The sequence below is a fragment of the Tsuneonella rigui genome (assembly GCF_003958625.1).
Classification (GTDB): Bacteria; Pseudomonadota; Alphaproteobacteria; order Sphingomonadales; family Sphingomonadaceae; genus Tsuneonella; species Tsuneonella rigui.
Window position 1 is genome coordinate 206,959 of sequence record NZ_RSEL01000013.1, and the last position, 17,183, is coordinate 224,141.

At 67.4% G+C, this 17,183-nt stretch carries 15 protein-coding genes and 3 tRNA genes; 8 read left to right on the forward strand and 10 right to left on the reverse strand.

Going from position 1 to position 17,183, the window contains the following annotated elements; all coding sequences use genetic code 11:
- Nucleotides 1-63 precede the first annotated feature (63 nt).
- Together ELY12_RS05465 and ELY12_RS05470 are read left to right on the forward strand one after the other, a co-directional pair.
- Nucleotides 64-1,842, forward strand: coding sequence for a sensor histidine kinase (locus tag ELY12_RS05465; protein ID WP_164549414.1), 1,779 nt, complete (start codon nt 64-66; stop codon nt 1,840-1,842).
- Nucleotides 1,839-3,146, forward strand: a complete 1,308-nt coding sequence (locus ELY12_RS05470) for a sigma-54-dependent transcriptional regulator (protein ID WP_126175688.1) — start codon at nt 1,839-1,841, stop codon at nt 3,144-3,146. The genes ELY12_RS05465 and ELY12_RS05470 overlap by 4 nt, the downstream gene beginning before the upstream one ends.
- A gap of 84 nt (nt 3,147-3,230) precedes the next feature.
- Here ELY12_RS05470 and ELY12_RS05475 read toward each other — a convergent pair.
- The 4 genes from ELY12_RS05475 to ELY12_RS05490 all read right to left on the reverse strand — a co-directional run bounded on the left by ELY12_RS05475 (nt 3,231) and on the right by ELY12_RS05490 (nt 6,130).
- Nucleotides 3,231-3,307 (reverse strand) — tRNA-Pro (locus tag ELY12_RS05475).
- A 19-nt stretch (nt 3,308-3,326) separates the two neighbouring features.
- Nucleotides 3,327-3,399 (reverse strand) — tRNA-Ile (locus ELY12_RS05480).
- Nucleotides 3,400-3,467: 68 nt separating this feature from the next.
- Nucleotides 3,468-4,466 carry a polysaccharide deacetylase family protein gene (locus ELY12_RS05485; protein ID WP_126175689.1) on the reverse strand — a complete coding sequence of 333 codons (999 nt, stop codon included), beginning with the start codon at nt 4,464-4,466 and terminating at the stop codon, nt 3,468-3,470.
- 50 nt (nt 4,467-4,516) lie between these two features.
- Nucleotides 4,517-6,130: a histidine kinase dimerization/phospho-acceptor domain-containing protein gene (locus ELY12_RS05490; protein ID WP_126175690.1), complete on the reverse strand. Its 1,614-nt coding sequence runs from the start codon at nt 6,128-6,130 to the stop codon at nt 4,517-4,519.
- A 211-nt stretch (nt 6,131-6,341) separates the two neighbouring features.
- Here ELY12_RS05490 and ELY12_RS05495 point away from each other — a divergent pair, with 211 nt between their 5' ends.
- Together ELY12_RS05495 and ELY12_RS05500 are read left to right on the forward strand one after the other, a co-directional pair.
- The gene (locus ELY12_RS05495; protein WP_126175691.1) at nt 6,342-6,809 is read left to right on the forward strand and encodes an Lrp/AsnC family transcriptional regulator; all 468 of its coding nucleotides are present in this window, start codon (nt 6,342-6,344) and stop codon (nt 6,807-6,809) included.
- Nucleotides 6,810-6,895: 86 nt separating this feature from the next.
- Nucleotides 6,896-7,426, forward strand: coding sequence for a hypothetical protein (locus ELY12_RS05500; protein ID WP_126175692.1), 531 nt, complete (start codon nt 6,896-6,898; stop codon nt 7,424-7,426).
- Between the two features lie 40 nt (nt 7,427-7,466).
- On the opposite strand, the gene accC is transcribed toward ELY12_RS05500, so the two are convergent.
- The 3 genes from accC to aroQ form a co-directional block, all read right to left on the reverse strand.
- Nucleotides 7,467-8,810 carry an acetyl-CoA carboxylase biotin carboxylase subunit gene (gene accC / locus ELY12_RS05505; protein WP_126175693.1) on the reverse strand — a complete coding sequence of 448 codons (1,344 nt, stop codon included), beginning with the start codon at nt 8,808-8,810 and terminating at the stop codon, nt 7,467-7,469.
- A gap of 6 nt (nt 8,811-8,816) precedes the next feature.
- Entirely contained in the window at nt 8,817-9,308 is a 492-nt protein-coding gene (gene accB / locus ELY12_RS05510) for an acetyl-CoA carboxylase biotin carboxyl carrier protein (RefSeq protein ID WP_126175694.1), read from the reverse strand.
- 62 nt (nt 9,309-9,370) lie between these two features.
- Complete coding sequence (gene aroQ / locus ELY12_RS05515) at nt 9,371-9,808, reverse strand: type II 3-dehydroquinate dehydratase (RefSeq protein WP_126175695.1); 438 nt, start codon at nt 9,806-9,808, stop codon at nt 9,371-9,373.
- Between the two features lie 149 nt (nt 9,809-9,957).
- On the opposite strand from aroQ, the gene ELY12_RS05520 reads away from it, so the two are divergent.
- Entirely contained in the window at nt 9,958-11,532 is a 1,575-nt protein-coding gene (locus ELY12_RS05520) for an ABC-F family ATP-binding cassette domain-containing protein (protein ID WP_126175696.1), read from the forward strand.
- A gap of 38 nt (nt 11,533-11,570) precedes the next feature.
- On the opposite strand, the gene ELY12_RS05525 is transcribed toward ELY12_RS05520, so the two are convergent.
- On the reverse strand, nt 11,571-11,984 hold the full coding sequence (locus ELY12_RS05525; RefSeq protein WP_126175697.1) for a holin family protein: 414 nt from the start codon (nt 11,982-11,984) through the stop codon (nt 11,571-11,573).
- A 130-nt stretch (nt 11,985-12,114) separates the two neighbouring features.
- Here ELY12_RS05525 and ELY12_RS05530 point away from each other — a divergent pair, with 130 nt between their 5' ends.
- Nucleotides 12,115-13,863, forward strand: a complete 1,749-nt coding sequence (locus ELY12_RS05530; protein ID WP_126175698.1) for a DUF885 domain-containing protein — start codon at nt 12,115-12,117, stop codon at nt 13,861-13,863.
- A 1-nt stretch (nt 13,864) separates the two neighbouring features.
- Here the strand turns inward: ELY12_RS05530 and ELY12_RS05535 are convergent, their stop codons facing one another.
- Nucleotides 13,865-14,905 (reverse strand): ATP-dependent DNA ligase, encoded by a 1,041-nt coding sequence (locus ELY12_RS05535; RefSeq protein ID WP_126175699.1) that lies wholly within the window; start codon nt 14,903-14,905, stop codon nt 13,865-13,867.
- Between the two features lie 85 nt (nt 14,906-14,990).
- Nucleotides 14,991-15,067 (reverse strand) — tRNA-Pro (locus tag ELY12_RS05540).
- Nucleotides 15,068-15,248: 181 nt separating this feature from the next.
- On the opposite strand from ELY12_RS05540, the gene yajC reads away from it, so the two are divergent.
- A complete protein-coding gene (gene yajC / locus ELY12_RS05545) occupies nt 15,249-15,569 on the forward strand; it encodes a preprotein translocase subunit YajC (RefSeq protein WP_126175700.1) in 321 nt (106 codons plus the stop codon).
- 12 nt (nt 15,570-15,581) lie between these two features.
- Nucleotides 15,582-17,180 (forward strand): protein translocase subunit SecD, encoded by a 1,599-nt coding sequence (gene secD, locus ELY12_RS05550; RefSeq protein WP_126175701.1) that lies wholly within the window; start codon nt 15,582-15,584, stop codon nt 17,178-17,180.
- The last annotated feature ends 3 nt before the right edge of the window (nt 17,181-17,183 follow it).

The following is a 17,183-nucleotide window of genomic DNA, read 5'->3' on the forward strand; positions in this document are numbered from 1 at the left end:
GGGAGTCCAGCGCGGCCAATTATGTCAGGGTTTCCGGACAGCAAATCTGACGATTGTACGGAGATGGCGACAGCGCCTGGCTTAGTCCGCTCGCGATTCTGGCGCGAATCGCGGCTCGCGTTGATCGCTGTCGGGCTTTTCGCGTTGGTACTGGCCGGCTGGGCGAGCGAGCAATGGGCGCACGCTTCGGCGCGAGCGATTGCCGATGCCGACGCCCGGCAGTTGGCACGCTCGAACGCCTCGCTGTTCGACAGCGAATTGCAAAAATTCCGCCTCCTGCCTGCGGTGCTGACCGAGTATCCCAACGTGTCGGAGCTGCTCCGCGCACCCAATTCCGATCCCGGCCTGCTCAACCGGCGGCTGGAGGTGCTTGCCGCGCGAACCGGCGCGGCGGTCATCTACGTGATCGCGCCCGACGGCCGGACTCTCGCTGCGAGCAACTATCGCCTGCCGACCAGCTTCGTCGGCCAGAACTACGGCTTTCGGCCCTATTTCACCGACGCGCTGGCCAAGGGCACCTCGGAGCTGTTCGCGCAAGGCACGGTGAGCGGCCGCCCCGGCCTGTACATCGCCCGCCGTATCGGGCCAGCTGGCGCGCCGCTGGGTGTGATCGTGGCCAAGATTGAGTTCGACCGGCTCGAACGGGCATGGCGCGCGCAACAGGGCGTGACGTTCGTCGCCGACCGACACCAGGTGATCATTGTCAGCTCGCGGCCCGACTGGCAGTTCGATCGCCTGCGCGACCTGCGCCCGGACGAGGTGGCCGAGATCGGCCGGACACGCCAGTTCAGCGGCCTGCCGCTCGCGCCGGTGCCGATCGCGATCGAGGGCAAGGACGCGCGGTTCGATGGCGCGAAGCACCGCATGGCGTCGGTGCCCGTTTCGCTCGAAGGCGCGCAGTTGACCGCGATCAGCTCGCTCCAGCCCGCGCTGCAGGGGACGCGTGCGCGGGCGCGGCTGGTGCTGCTGGGACTCGCGGCGCTCGTCGCGGGCATCGCGATCTGGCTGGTCCGGCAGAGCGAGCGGCTCGCGCTGCAACGCGCCGCGCAGCGCGAGCTGGAAGCCAAGGTCGAAGAGCGCACCGCGGCGCTGCGCGATGCCAACGCGCAGCTCGTGCGCGAGGGCGCCAAGCGCCAGCGGTCCGAGGAACGCTACCGCCGCTCACGCGAGGAACTGGCGCAGGCCAACCGCCTCGCTACCTTGGGCCAGGTCGCGGCGGGCGTGGCGCACGAGATCAACCAGCCGGTTGCCGCGATCCGCACGTTTTCGGAAAACGCCGCTGCCTTCATCGAGCGCGGACAGGTCGACCGGGCCGAGGCCAACCTGTCGCAAGTCGTCGGTCTGACCGAGCGGATCGCGCAAATTACCGGCGAACTGCGCACCTTCGCCCGCCGCAAGACGCGCAAGATCGGTCCCATTCCGCTCGACCAGACGCTGGAGGGCGCGCTGCTGCTCGTACACCACCGAGTGACCTCCCAAGGGGCCGAGGTGGTGTGGGATGCCGCTAGTGCCGGCCGAGAGGTGGCGGCGGACCGCGTGCGCCTGGAACAAGTATTTGTGAATCTGATCCAGAACGCGGTCGACGCCGGCGCGGCCAGGATTGAAATTCGCATCAGCGCGGACGGTGAGAAGGTCTCGGTGGACTTTGCCGACGACGGCGGCGGGGTCGCGGCCGATGTTCGCCGCCGGTTGTTCACCCCCTTCGCCACCGGGCGCGAGGACGGCCTCGGGCTTGGCCTTGCAATCGCACGCGACATCTTGCGCGAATTCGGCGGTGATCTCGAACTGGCCGAGACCGGCCCCGCCGGCAGTGTGTTCCGCGCGACGCTGGTGTCGGCGTGAGCGAAGCGGCCGATCTCCGCCGCGTCCTGCTGGTCGAGGACGACGAGGCGCTGCGCGCGGCAACCGAGCAAGCGCTCGAACTCGCAGGCTTCGAGCCGGTCTCATACCCGTCGGCCGATCGCGCGCGCAGCCAGTTGCGGCCCGAGTTCGCCGGCTGCGTAGTCACCGACATCCGCATGGACGGGATGGACGGCCTCGAACTGATGCGCCTCGCCAGGTCGGTCGATCCCGATATCCCGGTAATCCTGATCACCGGTCACGGCGACGTCGCCATGGCGGTCGCGGCGCTAAAGGAAGGCGCGTTCGATTTCCTCGCCAAGCCTTTTTCCAGCGATCAGCTCAGCGCCGCGGTGCGCCGCGCGCTGCAATCGCGCACGCTGGTGCTTGATAACCGGCGTTTGCGGAGCCTGTCCGAGCGCGCGGACGATGAAGAACTGCTCGGCACGTCCGAGATCATGGGCAAGCTGCGGACGATCGTCGGCCAGATCGCGATGATCGATCTCGATGTATTGGTGGAGGGCGAGACCGGGACGGGCAAGGAACTGGTCGCCCGCGCGCTTCACCGCCGATCGGCGCGCGCCCTGATGCCGTTTGCGCCCGTGCGGTGCTCTTCGCTCGACGCGACCGGCATGACCGACCTGTTCGGGACCGATGCCAGCCCGGCTGCCACCGCGCTGAGCCCGATCGACGGGGGCGTGCTGTTCCTCGACGAGGTCGAAGCCCTGACCCCGCCGCTGCAAACCCGCTTGCTGGCTTACCTGGAGGCGCGCGAACGTCAGGATGTCGGCGAACGCGGCGGAGTGCGAGTGATCGCCGCCACTCGCGCGAACCTAGAGGAGGAGGTGCGCGCTGGGCGCTTTCGCGGGGACCTGTTCTATCGTCTCAGCGTGCTGCGATTGCGCGTGCCGCCGCTACGCGAACGGCGGGAGGACGTGCCGCTGCTGTTTGCCCAGTTCATCCGCGAAGCACTCGACAAGACCCGCCGCAAGCGGTTCGACCTGTCCGCCGCCGATCGCCGCAAGCTGCTCGAATACGATTGGCCGGGTAACTCGCGCGAACTGCGCAGTTATGCCTACAGCGCCGTGCTGAACCTCTCGCGCACCGAGCAGGCGATGGCGGCACGTAGCGCGAGCCTGTCCGAGCGGATGGCGAACTATGAGCGGACACTGATTGTCGAGGCGCTCAAGCAGGCAAGGGGTTCGATCTCGGAGGCGTGCCGCACGCTAAAGCTATCTCGACAAACGCTTTACGAGAAGCTTGCGAAGCACGGTCTCGATCGGGATGAATATCGGGGGGACTCATAAGAGGGTGGCCCTCATGCGCCCTTCGCTATCGCTCGGGAATTTCGATGCAAAACCGTCCCCCGGACGGTTTTGTCTTATCGAAATTGGTCGGGGAGACAGGATTCGAACCTGCGACATCTTGCTCCCAAAGCAAGCGCGCTACCGGGCTGCGCCACTCCCCGACCTATCGTTGCCATCCGGTGGGCCCGGCAGGATTCGAACCCGCGACCTAGCCGTTATGAGCGGCCAGCTCTAACCGCTGAGCTACAGGCCCCCGAAAGCCGGACCGGCGGTGGCCGGTGCGCGGGGCGGTAGACGCGGGGGCGCACGCTGGCAAGCGGCTCAATGCGTCGCTGCGGCGAGGATCTCGGCGACGGTGGTCGGCGCTACCCCGCGCATCTCTAGATAGAGGTACACGCGCCGGAACCAGTCATAGAGCCGGTCGAGGTCGCCCTCGGTGCGCACATACGGGGTATGCCCCGGAGCCAGAGACGGGCTGTGGAAGCTGAGCACCAGCAGCGGCAGCCGGTCGTCGAGCGCCATGTCGATCCCCCGCAGAGCTTCTTCGGCAGTCACGCCTTCGGGGGTCAGCGCGATCCGTTCGAGCAGGCCGACGCGCGAGAACAGCCCGGTCATCTTAGGCAGCTTGCCGAGCAGCGGGTGGACCCAGCGGCCCTGACGCCGCAGCATGCCCCAGTAGACGGTGGTCAGCGGGAGCTCGAGCAGGCGCTTTTCGCCGTCGACCCAATAGGGCGCGAGCGGGTGAGCGCGATAATCGGGTCCGTGGCCGGCGCGATAGTCGAAGTTCGCGCGGACCGAGCTGTCGATCGGCACCCCCGTGTCGCGGAGTAGCCCGGCAGTCTCGGGACCAAGCCCGTAGCGGCCGGCGCGATAGATCAGCGGGGTGGTGTCGAAGGCTTCGGCGATCGTGTCGCGCAGGCGGGTAAACTTCTCGCGTTCGAGGGCGGGCGGCAGGTTGCCGGCGTAGCTGGTGAAGGGGCCGACCTCTTCCTCGAACGGCGGATTGACCCATGGATGGAGCTGGATGCCGACTTCCGCGCGACCCGCATTCACCGCGCTCCCGATGATATCGACCGCGGCCGGTGAGGTCGCGATCGGCCAGTCGACCAGGTAGACCGGCACCACGCCCAGCTCTTCGCAAAACTCCTGGAAGCGGGCGATGTGCGCGACATGGGAAAGGCCGTGCTCGGTGCGGGTGAACGGGCCGGACCAGTCGAACTCTTCTTCGGTGTCGACGGTCAGCAGCGAGCGGGTGCCAAACTCGGGGCCGAAGCGCGCGGCCGAGCCGGATGCGGGCGGATCGGTGATCGGTCTGTCCATGCGCCCCTCACTGCAACGGCAGCGTCCTCGGCCCTGTGGCTAGGAGCGGCCTAGGCGGCGGTCAAGCGCGGCAGGGTGAGGACGAGAGTGTCGCCCTCGCTCAGCAGATCGCCACCCGCCGCGCGCGCCTCGGCTCTCGCCAGCCGGAGCGCAAAACCGGCGCCGAACATCCCCGCGCTGACCGCACCGCCGCCCGCGCGGCTTTCTGCGGCGAATACGTCGTCCTGCGCCCGCAGCGACGCCGGAATGCTGCAAACTAGGCGAACCGTCGCAGTGTCGCAGGTGAGACGAAGAGCAATGTCTTCGTTTGCGCCGGTAGCGCCGGTGATAGTGGCGAGCAGCCGCCAGCCGAGCGCCTCGGCTTCGTGCAGCGACAGCGGAACCGGGCAAGGCGTGCCATCGGTTTCAATGCGGAAACCGGCGCCGCGCGATTGCAGCACCTCGTCGAGCTGGCGGGCCAGGCCGGTCACGATCGTCGCGAAGTCCGCCTGTCCGCCGTCGAGCGCCAGCGCGCCGCTTTCGAGGCGGGCGAGCCGGTCGAGCTCCTCGAAGCCCGCGAGCATGCGCGCCGCGTCACCGGCGATCGTCGCCGCCAGCGCGCGGTATTCGTGCGGGGTCGGGCCGAACAGTTGCTGCTGGATCACCTCGGCGAAGCCCTGGATCGCGTTGACTGGAGTCTTCAGCTCGTGGAGCAACTGGCGCATCCGGTCGGCACCAGGGTCAGCCCTCGCCGCTGCCGCGCTCGGCGGAGGGGGACGGCGGAAGCGGCCAGCGTAGCCGACGAAGCGCCCGCCCGGATCGGAGAAGCGCGGCGCGGCATCGATCGCCCAGTCGCCCTCGACCGCCGGCGCGCCCGACCAGGCGACCGCCAAGCGGCGCAGGGGTTGGTGCTGGCTCCGCGCCCCTTCGGCCGCTGCCGGCAATACGGCGCCCACGACCATCGGTGCGACCGGCGCATCGGCCCAGTCGATCCGGCCTTCCGCGTCGGTGGAGAACGCGAAGCCTGAGCTGCGGGCGCGTGCTGCGCCGTCAGCTCGCTCGCCGAGTGGAAGCTGCGGCGCTTCCTCGGCAGGGCGCGCGGCGCGCGTCTTGCGGAAGGATTCGATGCGGCGGACCAGCGCGCCAATCTCGCTGTCCTTGTCGTCGTCCGCGCCGGCTAGGTCGTTCGCCGCGACCGGTCTGGCACGCGGGGGGGAAGGCATCGGCTCATCTACGAGCACGTCGGGGCGGGGCAGCGCACGATCGCGAATGCCGAGCCGCTCGAGCAGCTCTTGCGTTGCCGCCGGCATGTCGCGGCGCAGGCGCAAGAAGCCGCGCGCGCGGATCGGCAGGCGCGGGATCAGCGCTTCCCAGTCGTCGCTCGATAACTGGGCGACCGAGAGCGCAGCGGCGGCCACCTCCGGCTCGTCCTCTGCGAGGTGGAGCGCGAGTTCGGGATTGCGGAAGCGCAGGCCCGGCTCGCGGATCATCTCCGCGCGGTCCTCGGGGGCGATCGCTTCGCCGAGCGCCGCCAGCCGCAACCACGCCGCCGCCAGCATCGATTCGTCTCGCGCGGCGCGGCGGTTGCCGAGTAGGTCGAGCAGCTGGCGAAACTGCGTCTTCGCCGCGCGCTCGCTGCCCGCGCGGTGGCGCAGAACCGTGGCAAGGCGATCGTCGAAGTGCATTGTGCTCCCACTGTGCGCGCGGCGCTATGAATGCGGGCCGTCCGCGGGGCGCTCGCTAACATGCTTGGCTGCGACTGACATGGGACCCGGTCCGTGCGTTGCAAAGCGGGACAATTGCTGGCAGAAACAATAAAATTAGCCGGTGGCACGCTATCGTGCCGCCTTTGTTGCCCGGCGTCCTAGCTGGGTACCATCTCGCGGGGGCGCGGCAATGGCCAACCTGGATGATATCGACCGGAAATTGCTCGCCGAGCTGCAGAACGAAGGACGCGTGACCAACGTCGAACTCGCGAGCAGGGTCGGACTGACCGCACCGCCGTGCCTGCGCCGGGTGCGCAGCCTGGAGGAAGAGGGCGTCATCCGCGGCTACCACGCCGATCTCGATCCGTCGAAGCTCGGATTCGCGATTACCGTGTTCGCGATGGTCAGCCTGAAGAGCCAGGCGGAGAGCTCACTGCGCGAGTTCGAGGATCATATGAAGTCGCTGCCCGAAGTGCGCGAGTGCCACATGCTCAACGGTGAGATCGACTTCATCCTTAAGATCGTGAGCCCCGATCTGCAAAGCTTTCAGGAGTTCCTGACCAGCAAGCTGACGCCCGCGCCGAACGTCGACAGCGTGAAGACCTCGCTGACGATCAGGACCGCCAAACAAGAGCCGGGAGTTCCGCTCGGCGACTGAATCCATCGCTCTGGCCCGTTACCCTGGCGGGCCGGAACGCATTTGATTCTCGTGATTTAGGTGTGCGACCAACCAAGGAGAGTCGCATGCCAACTCACGCCATTTTCGATAGCCACGAACACGCCAACCGCGCGGTCAACGATCTCCGCTCGGCCGGCGTGCGTGACGATTCGATCTCGCTCGTCGCTCACCACGGCCGCACGACCACGACGACCGACGCTGACGGCAACGTGACCGATGAGGATCACACCAACCTTGTGCGCGGCATTCTCGGCGGCGGGGCACTCGGTGCCGGCTTGGGCGTCGCGGCGCTCGCCATTCCGGGCGTCGGCCCACTCGTCGCGGCGGGCGCGATCGCGTCGTCGGCCGTACCTGGTGCGATGGGCATCGGTGCGCTCGCCGGGGCCGCGTTCGGCTCGGTCAACGAAGTGCTCAAGGGGCACGGCGTCAGCGACGAGGACGCCGAGTACTACAGCCCGCGCATGAAGGACGGCGCGGTGTTCATGTCAGTCGACGACGAGACTTCGGGCTATGACCGCGATCGCACTGCCGAGGCGATGTACAACGCCGGCGGCCACAACCGCGCCCGGCCGCGTGAGGTCGAAACGGCCTACTGATATTTAGAGAGGCGGGCCTCGGTGAGGTTCGCCTCTCCAGTCAGCGCTCCTTGAGCCACTCCTCGAGCCACTTGATCGAGTAGTCGCCGCTCAGCACGTCGTCCTGCCGGATCAGTTCCTGGTGCAGCGGTATGCTGGTCTTGACCCCCTCGACCACCATCTCCTCCAGCGCGCGGCGCAGGCGCATGATGCAGCGTTCGCGGTTTCGCCCGTAGACGATCAGCTTGGCGATCATCGAATCGTAATACGGCGGGATGCGGTAGCCGGCGTAGAGACCGCTATCGACCCGCACGTGCATGCCGCCTGCGGCGTGATAGGCGGTGACGGTGCCGGGCGAGGGCGCGAAGGTGAACGGGTCTTCCGCGTTGATGCGGCACTCGATCGCGTGGCCCTTGAACTCGATCTCGTCCTGCGTGACCGACAAATCCTTGCCGTCGGCGACGCGGATCTGTTCGCGGACCAGGTCGATGCCGGTGATCATCTCGGTCACGGGGTGCTCGACCTGCAGCCGGGTGTTCATCTCGATGAAGTAGAACTCGCCGTTCTCCCACAGGAACTCGATCGTCCCGGCGCCGCGATAGCCCATGTCGGCCATCGCCTTCGAACAGATCGCGCCCATCCGGTCGCGTTCTTCGGATGAAAGGATCGGCGAGGGCGCTTCTTCCAGCACTTTTTGGTGCCGGCGCTGGAGCGAGCAGTCGCGCTCGCCAAGGTGGATCGCCCCGCCACGTCCGTCGCCGAACACCTGGAATTCGATGTGGCGCGGGTTGCCAAGATACTTCTCGATATAGACGGTGGCGTCGCCAAACGCGGCCTTCGCTTCGCTGCCCGCCTGGCGCATCAGGGTTTCGAGCGTGTCTTCGCTCTCGCACACCTTCATGCCGCGCCCGCCGCCGCCCGACGCAGCCTTGATAATGACCGGGTAGCCGATCTCCGCGGCGATCTGGCGCGCCTCGCTGAAGTCGCTGACCGCGCCGTCGCTGCCCGGCACCAGCGGCAGGCCGAGCGCGCCGGCGGTGCGCTTGGCTTCAACCTTGTCGCCCATCGTGCGGATATGCTCGGGCTTGGGGCCGATCCAGGTGATCCCGTGGGCCTCGACGATCTCGGCGAACTGGGCGTTCTCGGACAGGAAGCCGTAGCCGGGATGGATCGCGTCGGCGTGCGCGATCTCCGCCGCCGAGATGATCGCCGCAACGTTGAGGTAGCTATCGGCCGCCGGCGGCGGGCCGATGCACACCGCGTGGTCAGCCAGGCGCACGTGCATCGCGTCGGCATCGGCGGTCGAGTGCACCGCGACCGTCTCAATGCCCATTTCGTGCGCGGCGCGGTGGATGCGCAGCGCGATCTCGCCGCGGTTGGCGATCAGGATGCGGGAAATGCCCATCGCTGCTTAGCCGATCACGACCAGCGGCTGGTCGAACTCCACCGGCTGGGCGTTCTCGACCAGGATCGACTTGATCGTACCGGCCTTGTCGGCGGCGATCGGATTCATGACCTTCATCGCCTCGATGATCAGCAGGGTCTGGCCCTGGCTGACGGTGTCGCCGACCTTGACGAACGGCGCCGAGCCGGGTTCGGCGGACAGGTAAGCCGTACCGACCATCGGCGACTTCAGTGCGCCTTCGATCGCAGCGGGCGCTTCCGCCGCGGGGGCAGTGGCGGGCGCGGCTGTGGGCGCCGCAGCCGGGGCCGGCGCCATCGCTTGCGGCGCGGCGGCCATCATCACGCCGCCGCCGCGGGCGACGCGGACCTTGCGGTCGCCGTCCTCGACTTCGATCTCGGTGAGGCCCGTCTCGGCGAGCAACTCGGCGAGCTCGCGGACCAGCTTTGTGTCGACGTTCATTCCCGAGCTACGCCCGGCGGCGCCCTTGGTTTCGGCCATTGCCTGCCCCTTGTTATCTCAAGCGGGTGCCTATGCGCGGCTCGGCCCGCAAGGGCAAGTCGCTAGAGCTTCGCCGCCTTTTCGAGCGCGACGACATAGCTCTGCGCGCCGAGCCCTTTGACTTCGCCCACCGCGCCCATGCCGACGTAGGAGACATGCCGGAACGGCTCGCGGGTCATGGGATCGGACAAGTGCACCTCGATCACCGGCACCTTGATCGACTTGATCGCATCGAGCAGCGCGATCGAGGTGTGAGTATAGGCGCCTGCATTGAGCAGCACGGCCTTGGCGCCCTCCGCGTTCGCCTCGTGCAGCCAGTCGACGAGATGGCCCTCATGGTTCGACTGGCGCACTTCGACCTCCAGCCCGAGTTCCTGGGCCCGGTCTTCGAGCATCCCGGCGATATCGTCGAGCGTGTCCGAGCCGTAGATCTCCGGCTCGCGCATGCCGAGCAGGTTGAGATTGGGGCCATTGAGCACATAGACGAGGTTCGCTGACATGCGCGCGCCATAGCGAGGCGCAGGGTCGCGGGAAAGCTTGCCGGACGGCGTGTTGCGCCCTAGTTCGCAGGCCGCAGCAAGGAGACGCGCGATGGACGACCGGAACAGCACAATCACCTGTCCCCGTCCTTCGAACCGTGCGAGTTCCCATGTCTGCCCTTCTCACTCTCGACTCCGTCGCCGCGCACACTCCTGAGCAGCGGCTCCTTTTTTCCGGTCTCTCGCTCGCCCTCAATGCGGAGCGCGTCGGGCTGGTAGGCCGCAACGGCTCGGGCAAATCGACGCTGCTGCGGATTGTTGCTGGTGAGCTTGCCCCGGCGGCGGGCGCAGTCGGCCTGTCGGGCACCGTCGGCACCTTGCAGCAGGGCTTTCCGCCCGAGATCACCGTGGCCGATGCGCTCGGCGTCAGCGAACCGCTGACGTTGCTGGCGCGCGTGGTTGCGGGCGAGGGCAACGCGGACGACTTCGCCGCGGCCGACTGGACTCTGGAGCCGCGGCTCGAAGCGGCTCTGGCCGAAGTGGGCCTGACAGGCATCGGCTTCGACCGCGCGATCGGTTCGCTCTCGGGCGGCGAGCGGACGCGCGTCGGGATCGCCCGGCTACTGGTCGAGAAGCCCGATCTGCTGCTGCTCGACGAGCCGACCAACAACCTCGACGCCGATGGGCGCGCGGCAATCCACGATCTGATCGCGCGGTGGAGCCGCGGCGTGCTGGTCGCCAGCCACGACCGCGAGGTGCTCGAACTGATGGACCGCATCGTCGAGCTAACGCCGGTCGGCGTGCGGATCGTCGGCGGCGGCTGGACCGCGTTCGCCGAGCAGCGCGAGCGTGAGCGGCAGGCCGCGGCGGACCAGCTCGAACGCAGTGAGGGCGCGCTGCGCGACGCCAAGCGCACCGCGCAGCGCCGGCAGGAAGCGCAAGCGCGCCGCGACAAGGCCGGACGGGCGTTCGCGGCCAAGGGCTCCGAGCCGAAGATCTTCCTCGGCGCGCAGGCGCGGCGGGCCGAGGAGACCAGCGGCCGGACCAAGCGTCTCGGAGAGCGCGAGGTCAGCGAGGCCGAGGCCGAGGCCGCCGAATCGCGGGCCAAGGTCGAGGTCCTTACCCCCATCGCAATCGATCTTCCCAAGAGTGGCACGCCCTCGAATGCGCGACTGCTGTCGCTCGACGAGGTCACGGTCGAGCTCGGCGGACGCAAACTCGGGCCGTGGTCCCTCGAAATCCGCGGGACGGAGCGGGTCGCCGTCGAGGGGCCGAATGGCTCGGGCAAGACCACGCTGCTCAAGGTCGCGACCGGCGCCCTGACACCCTCTAATGGGACGGTCGTTCGAGCGGAGCAGCGCATCGTGCTGCTCGACCAGCATGTCGACCTCCTCGACCCGAGCACTAGCATTGTCGCCAACTACCGCCGCCTCAACCCCTCGCTCGGCGAGCGGGAGGCCTATGCCGCCTGCGCCCGCTTCGGGTTCCGCAACCGCAACGCCGAGCAACTGGTCGGCACGCTCTCGGGCGGGGAGCGGCTGAGGGCGGGGCTCGCCTGCACGCTGGCTGGCGAGCGCCCGCCCTGGCTGCTCATTCTCGACGAACCGACCAATCACCTCGATCTCGAATCAATCGAGCTATTGGAAGGCGCGCTGCGCGAATTCGACGGCGCACTGCTGGTGGTCAGCCATGACCGCGCGTTCCTGGATGCGATCGGCATCGAGCGAGCCGTGAGCGTCGTGTAGGACTTGTCACACTTGTCACACTGTTCTGGACAAGAAAGTCAGCTCTCGACGCCCTTGATCTTCCCCCATTGGCGGGCAGCGGTGTAGCCGAGGTAGCCGGTGCCGAAGAGCGCGTAGAGCTCCTCCGGCAGTCCGCGCAGGTAGGCGGTCATCGCGCCGGCGATCGTCTCGGCGGTGCCAGGCGCGAACAGCGAAAGGATGCCGATCGGCAGCGCGGCGAGCAGCATTACGTACATCACGTAAAGGAAGCTCGGCCGCGCGCGGCTGGTCCACGGGTCGCTCGAGTTCGCCTCCGCGACGATAGCCGAGAGCTGGGTCTCGATCAGCTTCAGTTCCTGCGTGCCCTCGAGTTGGAGCAATTCGAGCTTGGCCTTGGCGCGCGCTTCCTTGTCGGGGATCACCTTGTCGATGATCGAGGTGATCGGGCCGATGAGAACGTCGAGAACGGACATGTGCATTTCCTCCGGTTGAAACGGACCAGCGTGTAACCAAACAGGTTCGTGTAGGAAAATGCATTCACCAATGTGCGCCGCTCCAGAGCCGCGTTTGACTCGCCACAAACGGCAAAGCAGGAAGCTCCGCATGAAATCGCTCCTGCTCGCCGCCGCCCTCTTCGTTTCCGCTCCCGCCCTCGCACAAGCTCCGCCGAGCAAAGCCGACCAGACCCTACAGGCGCTCTACGGCGAATACTGGGACTGGCAGGTGCGCGAATACGGGATGATCGAGCGCGCCGACGGCTCGACCGACGAAGGTCCGACGATCGCGTCCGCCACCCCCGCCGCGCAGAAGGCGCGCGCCGCCGCCGCCGCCGAATTCCGCGCGCGGCTCGACCAGATCGACACCGCCGCGCTCTCGCCGACCGAGAAGGTCAACGCCGCGGTCCTGCGCGCCGCGCTGACCGAGACGATCGAGGACGCGCGTTTTTCCGAATGGGAAATGCCGTTCGACAGCGACTCCAATTTTTGGAGCTACTGGGACGCGCCGAGCGGGTTCCAGACGGTCGAGGAGTACGACAACTACCTTGCCCGCCTGCGCGCGCTGCCGCGCTATTTCGACGAACAGATCGCTAACGCGCGCGCCGGCTTGAAGCGCGGGTTCAGCGTGCCGCGGGTGACGCTCACAGGCCGCGATGCCAGCCTTGCTGCCTACACCGTCGATGCGCCCGAGAAGAGCCCATTCTGGCGCGCCTTCGCCGAGATTCCGGCGCGCTTCTCCGATGCCGACAAGGCGCGCCTGACCGCCGAAGGCCGCGCGGCCATCACCGACAGCGTCACGCCGGCGTATGGCAAGCTGCTGACCTTCCTGCGCGACGAGTACATGCCCCGGGCGCGCACTACGCTCGCGGCCGAGGCGATGCCAAACGGCAAGGCGTATTACCAGCAGCAGATCCGCCAATACACCACGCTCGATCTGACGCCCGAGCAGATCCACCAGATCGGCCTCACCGAAGTGGCCCGGATCGAGGGCGAGATGCGCGGGATCATGCAGGAGGTCGGCTTCACCGGGACGATCGCCGAGTTCACCGAGAAGCTGCGCACCGATCCCGCGCAGATCGCCGCCAAGCCCGACGAGCTGATGGGGGTTTCGTCCTACGTGGTGAAACGGGTCGACGGGAAGATCGCAGACTACTTCGGGTCTCTGCCCCGCGCGCGTTTCACCATCCGCCCCGTCGCCGACTCTATCGCACCGTTCTACACCGCCGGGCGCGGCGGCCTCGATGCGTGCCAGATGAACACCTACAACCTCGCCTCGCGGCCGCTCTACAACATCCCCGCGCTGACGCTGCACGAGTGCGAGCCTGGCCACAGCTTCCAGATGGCGTTCCAGCAGGAGCAGGGCGAGCAGCCCAAGTTCCGCCGCAACATCTACTTCTCCGGCATGGGGGAGGGGTGGGGCCTCTACAGCGAATTCCTCGGCGAGGAGATGGGCATCTACCGCACGCCGGAGGAGCGCTTCGGCCGCCTCAGCTACGAGATGTGGCGCGCGGTGCGGCTGGTGATCGATACCGGCATCCACCACTACGGCTGGGATCGCGACAAGGCGATCGCCTACCTCGCCGACCGCACCGCCCTGTCGCGGCACGAGGTCGAGACCGAGGTCGACCGGTACATTTCGTGGCCCGGCCAGGCGCTCGCCTACAAGCTCGGCGAAATGACCATCCGCCGCATGCGCACCAAGGCGGAAGGCGCACTCGGCGATAAGTTCGACATCCGCAAGTTCCACGACGTGGTGCTCGCGCTCGGCTCAGTCCCGCTGCCCGAGCTGGAAGCGCGGATCGACGCGTTCATCGCCGACGGCGGCCAGGGGCTGCCCGGCGTGACATACAAGTAGCTCAACGGGTCCTGAGGATCGCCTCGAGCTGCTCCGGCCGCAGCTCGGCGGAGAGCTGATCGAAGGTGCATTGGGCCGGCTTCTTGTCGGGCCGCCAGCGCTTGAATGTGGTGCCGTGGCGGAAGCGGTCGCCGGTGACTTGGTCGTAGGCGACCTCGGCAATGAGCGATGGTTCGAGCGCTACCCATTCGCTACTCGCGCCGGGCTTCGCCCAGCGACTGGCGCCGCCGGGAGCGCTGCCGGTGAAGGCAGACTTGCCCATCAATGGCGCGAGGAGCTTGGCGAGCTCGCCGCGCTCCGCCTCGGAGAAGGACGAGGTGAAGCCGACGTGGTGCAGCAAGCCGTCGGCATCGTATAGTCCGAGCAGCAACGACGCCACCCCGGTCCCGCTCTTGTCGTAGCGGAAGCCGCCCACCACGCAGTCCGCGGTGCGCTCGACCTTGTGCTTGAACATGGCACGCTCGCCGGGCCGGTAGGGTTCGTCGCGCCGCTTTGCGATCACACCGTCGAGCGCGCCGCCGGTCTGGTCGAGCCACGCCTGCGCGTCCCCCACGCTGTAGGTGAAGGGTGAGATGAGGACCTCGTCCGGCAGGGTACCGGCAAACGCGTCGACCGCCGCGCGGCGCTTGTCGAGCGGCGCTTCGAGCAGGACCTTCGCGCCGACCTGCAGGCAATCGAACAGCATGAGCTGCGCCGGCGTCTCCTGCGACAGCTTGGCGATCCGCGATGCCGCCGGATGCAAGCGAGCCTGCAGGGCAGAGAACGACAGCTCTCCCCCGATCGGCAGAACGATCTCGCCGTCGACGACGAAGCGCTTCTCCTTGATGCCGCGCAGCATCATCGCAACTTCGGGGAAATAGCGTTCCAGCGGCTTGCCGGACTTCGACATCAGCGCGACCTCGTCGCCATCGCGGTAGGCGATGCAGCGGAAGCCGTCCCACTTCGGCTCGAACTGCCAGCCGTCGTCATCGGGGATGCGATCGATCAGCCGCGCTTCCATCGGCGGGGTCGTCAGGGGAATCTTCAGGCGTTCAAATGGCATGCCGCTTCACAACGCCGCCGCGCGGTGAGCTTTCCCGATCGATTTGCGAAGGAGTGGCCGCGTAGCGACAGGCCACTGAAACCACTGGTCGGGACGAGAGGATTCGAACCTCCGACCCCCACACCCCCAGTGTGATGCGCTACCAGGCTGCGCTACGTCCCGAGCCAGTGGAGGCGCGCCTATAGGTCCGAGCCAGCGGCATGGCAAGGCGTGTCGATCCGGCCACAGGGCGCGCGAATTGCTCTCGCGATGTGATGCTGCTAGGCGCGCCGCCATTGCCGCCGGGCACGGGTTTCCTACCTGTCCGGCCATCATTCATTCGTGCGAACGGACCGACTAGACGATGCTCGATATTCTCGCCGCCGGAACGGCCGGCGTTGCGCCGCCGGTGTGGATCAGCTGGCTGCCGATCATCGGCATGATCGCGATCTTCTGGTTCCTGCTGATCCGTCCGCAGATGCGCCAGCAGAAGGCTCACCGCGAGAAGATCGGCGGCCTCAAGAAGGGCGACCAGGTAGTCACCGCGGGCGGTCTGGTCGGCAAGGTGCTGCGGGTGGACGAGAACTACGTCGACCTCGAGCTCGGCAAGGGCGTGCAGGTCAAGGCCGTCAAGCACACGATCGGCGAGGTGATCCCCCCCGCCGGCTCCGCCGCGAACGACTGAGGACGCGCGCACATGCTCGATTTCCCGCGCTGGAAACGGATTTGGTTGTGGTCGATCATCATCCTAGTGTCGCTCGCCTCGCTGCCCTCGCTTGCCTCGCTCGGCGGGATGAAGTGGCCGGAGAACCTGCCCGATCCCTCGATCAACCTGGGCCTCGACCTCGCCGGCGGTAGCCACATCCTGCTCGAAGCCGATGCCGACCAGATCGCCAGCCAGCGGCTGGAATCGATGGAGGAATCGGTGCGCAGCGCGATGCGCCAGGCGACCCCGGCGATCCGCATCGGCGACGTCTCGACCCAGGGCAAGCGGCTGAGCTTCCTCGTCGAGAGCGCGAGCGACGTCGACCGGGCGCGCGAGTTGCTGCTGCCGCTGGTCAACGGCCAGGGCCTGCGCCGTGAGTGGTCGCTCGACGTGATCGACGAGACCCGCTTCGTGCTCACCCCCACGCAGGAAGGGCTCGACGCCGCGCTCGACCAGGCGATGGACAGCGCGAAGGACGTGATCGACCGCCGCATCAACGCGATCGGCACGCTGGAGCCGACCATCATCCGTCAGGGCGCGGACCGCATCGTGGTCCAGGCGCCGGGCCAGGAAGACCCCGAAGCGTTGAAGGCCCTGATCGGCCAGACTGCCAAGCTCGAATTTAAGCTGGTCGACCAGAACGCGCTGCCGAGCGACGTGCAGGCGGGCAATGCGCCTCCGGGCAGCGAGATCTTCCCCTACGCGGAAGGCACGCCGTTCGCCGGTGGCAAGGTCGCGGTGCGGCGGCTGGGCGGGATCAAGGGCGACAGCCTCACCAACGCGCAAGCGAGCGTCAATCCGCAGACCAACGAGAACATCGTCAACATCCAGTTCGATCAGCAGGGCGCCGCCAAGTTCGCCCGGCTGACGACGCAGAACGTCAACAAGCCGTTCGCCATCATTCTCGACAACAAGGTGCTGTCGGCGCCCAACATCAACGAGCCGATCCGCGGCGGCAGCGCGCAGATTTCGGGTAGCTTCACCTCCGAAAGCGCGAACCAGCTCGCGATCGCACTGCGCTCAGGCGCACTGCCGGTCGATTTGAAGGTGATCGAGGAGCGCACCGTCGGGCCCGATCTCGGCGCGGATTCGATCCGCAGTGGCATGATCGCGATGGGCATCGGCACCGGGCTGGTGCTGCTCTTGATGCTGATCACTTACGGCCGGTTCGGCGTCTATGCCGACGCGGCGCTGGTACTCAACGTGCTGATGATCCTCGGCATCATGGCGGTGCTCAATACCACCTTGACGCTGCCCGGTATCGCCGGCTTCGTGCTCACCATCGGTGCCGCGGTCGACGCCAACGTGCTGATCAACGAACGCATCCGTGAGGAACGGCATCGAGGGCGGCGCGTGGTCCAGGCGGTCGAGGTCGGCTACACCGAGGCAAGCCGCGCGATCTTCGACGCGAACATCACCAACGTGATCGCGGCGGTGCTGCTGTTCCTGTTCGGCCAGGGCCCCGTGAAGGGCTTCGCGGTCGTCCTCGTCATCGGCGTGATCACCTCGGTGTTCACCGCCGTCACCATCACCCGCATGTGGGTCGCCGGCTGGCTGCGCAGGGCGCGCCCGGCGGACCTGCACATCTGACCC

Excerpts from the sequence above, each read along its gene's own strand:
- ELY12_RS05465 (WP_164549414.1), top strand. The coding sequence starts at position 64 with ATGGCGACAGCGCCTGGCTTAGTCCGCTCGCGATTCTGGCGCGAATCG.
- ELY12_RS05485 (WP_126175689.1), bottom strand. The coding sequence starts at position 4,466 with ATGGACAGACCGATCACCGATCCGCCCGCATCCGGCTCGGCCGCGCGC.
- ELY12_RS05490 (WP_126175690.1), bottom strand. The coding sequence starts at position 6,130 with ATGCACTTCGACGATCGCCTTGCCACGGTTCTGCGCCACCGCGCGGGC.
- ELY12_RS05495 (WP_126175691.1), top strand. The coding sequence starts at position 6,342 with ATGGCCAACCTGGATGATATCGACCGGAAATTGCTCGCCGAGCTGCAG.
- ELY12_RS05500 (WP_126175692.1), top strand. The coding sequence starts at position 6,896 with ATGCCAACTCACGCCATTTTCGATAGCCACGAACACGCCAACCGCGCG.
- accC (WP_126175693.1), bottom strand. The coding sequence starts at position 8,810 with ATGGGCATTTCCCGCATCCTGATCGCCAACCGCGGCGAGATCGCGCTG.
- accB (WP_126175694.1), bottom strand. The coding sequence starts at position 9,308 with ATGGCCGAAACCAAGGGCGCCGCCGGGCGTAGCTCGGGAATGAACGTC.
- aroQ (WP_126175695.1), bottom strand. The coding sequence starts at position 9,808 with ATGTCAGCGAACCTCGTCTATGTGCTCAATGGCCCCAATCTCAACCTG.
- ELY12_RS05520 (WP_126175696.1), top strand. The coding sequence starts at position 9,958 with ATGTCTGCCCTTCTCACTCTCGACTCCGTCGCCGCGCACACTCCTGAG.
- ELY12_RS05525 (WP_126175697.1), bottom strand. The coding sequence starts at position 11,984 with ATGTCCGTTCTCGACGTTCTCATCGGCCCGATCACCTCGATCATCGAC.
- ELY12_RS05530 (WP_126175698.1), top strand. The coding sequence starts at position 12,115 with ATGAAATCGCTCCTGCTCGCCGCCGCCCTCTTCGTTTCCGCTCCCGCC.
- ELY12_RS05535 (WP_126175699.1), bottom strand. The coding sequence starts at position 14,905 with ATGCCATTTGAACGCCTGAAGATTCCCCTGACGACCCCGCCGATGGAA.
- yajC (WP_126175700.1), top strand. The coding sequence starts at position 15,249 with ATGCTCGATATTCTCGCCGCCGGAACGGCCGGCGTTGCGCCGCCGGTG.
- secD (WP_126175701.1), top strand. The coding sequence starts at position 15,582 with ATGCTCGATTTCCCGCGCTGGAAACGGATTTGGTTGTGGTCGATCATC.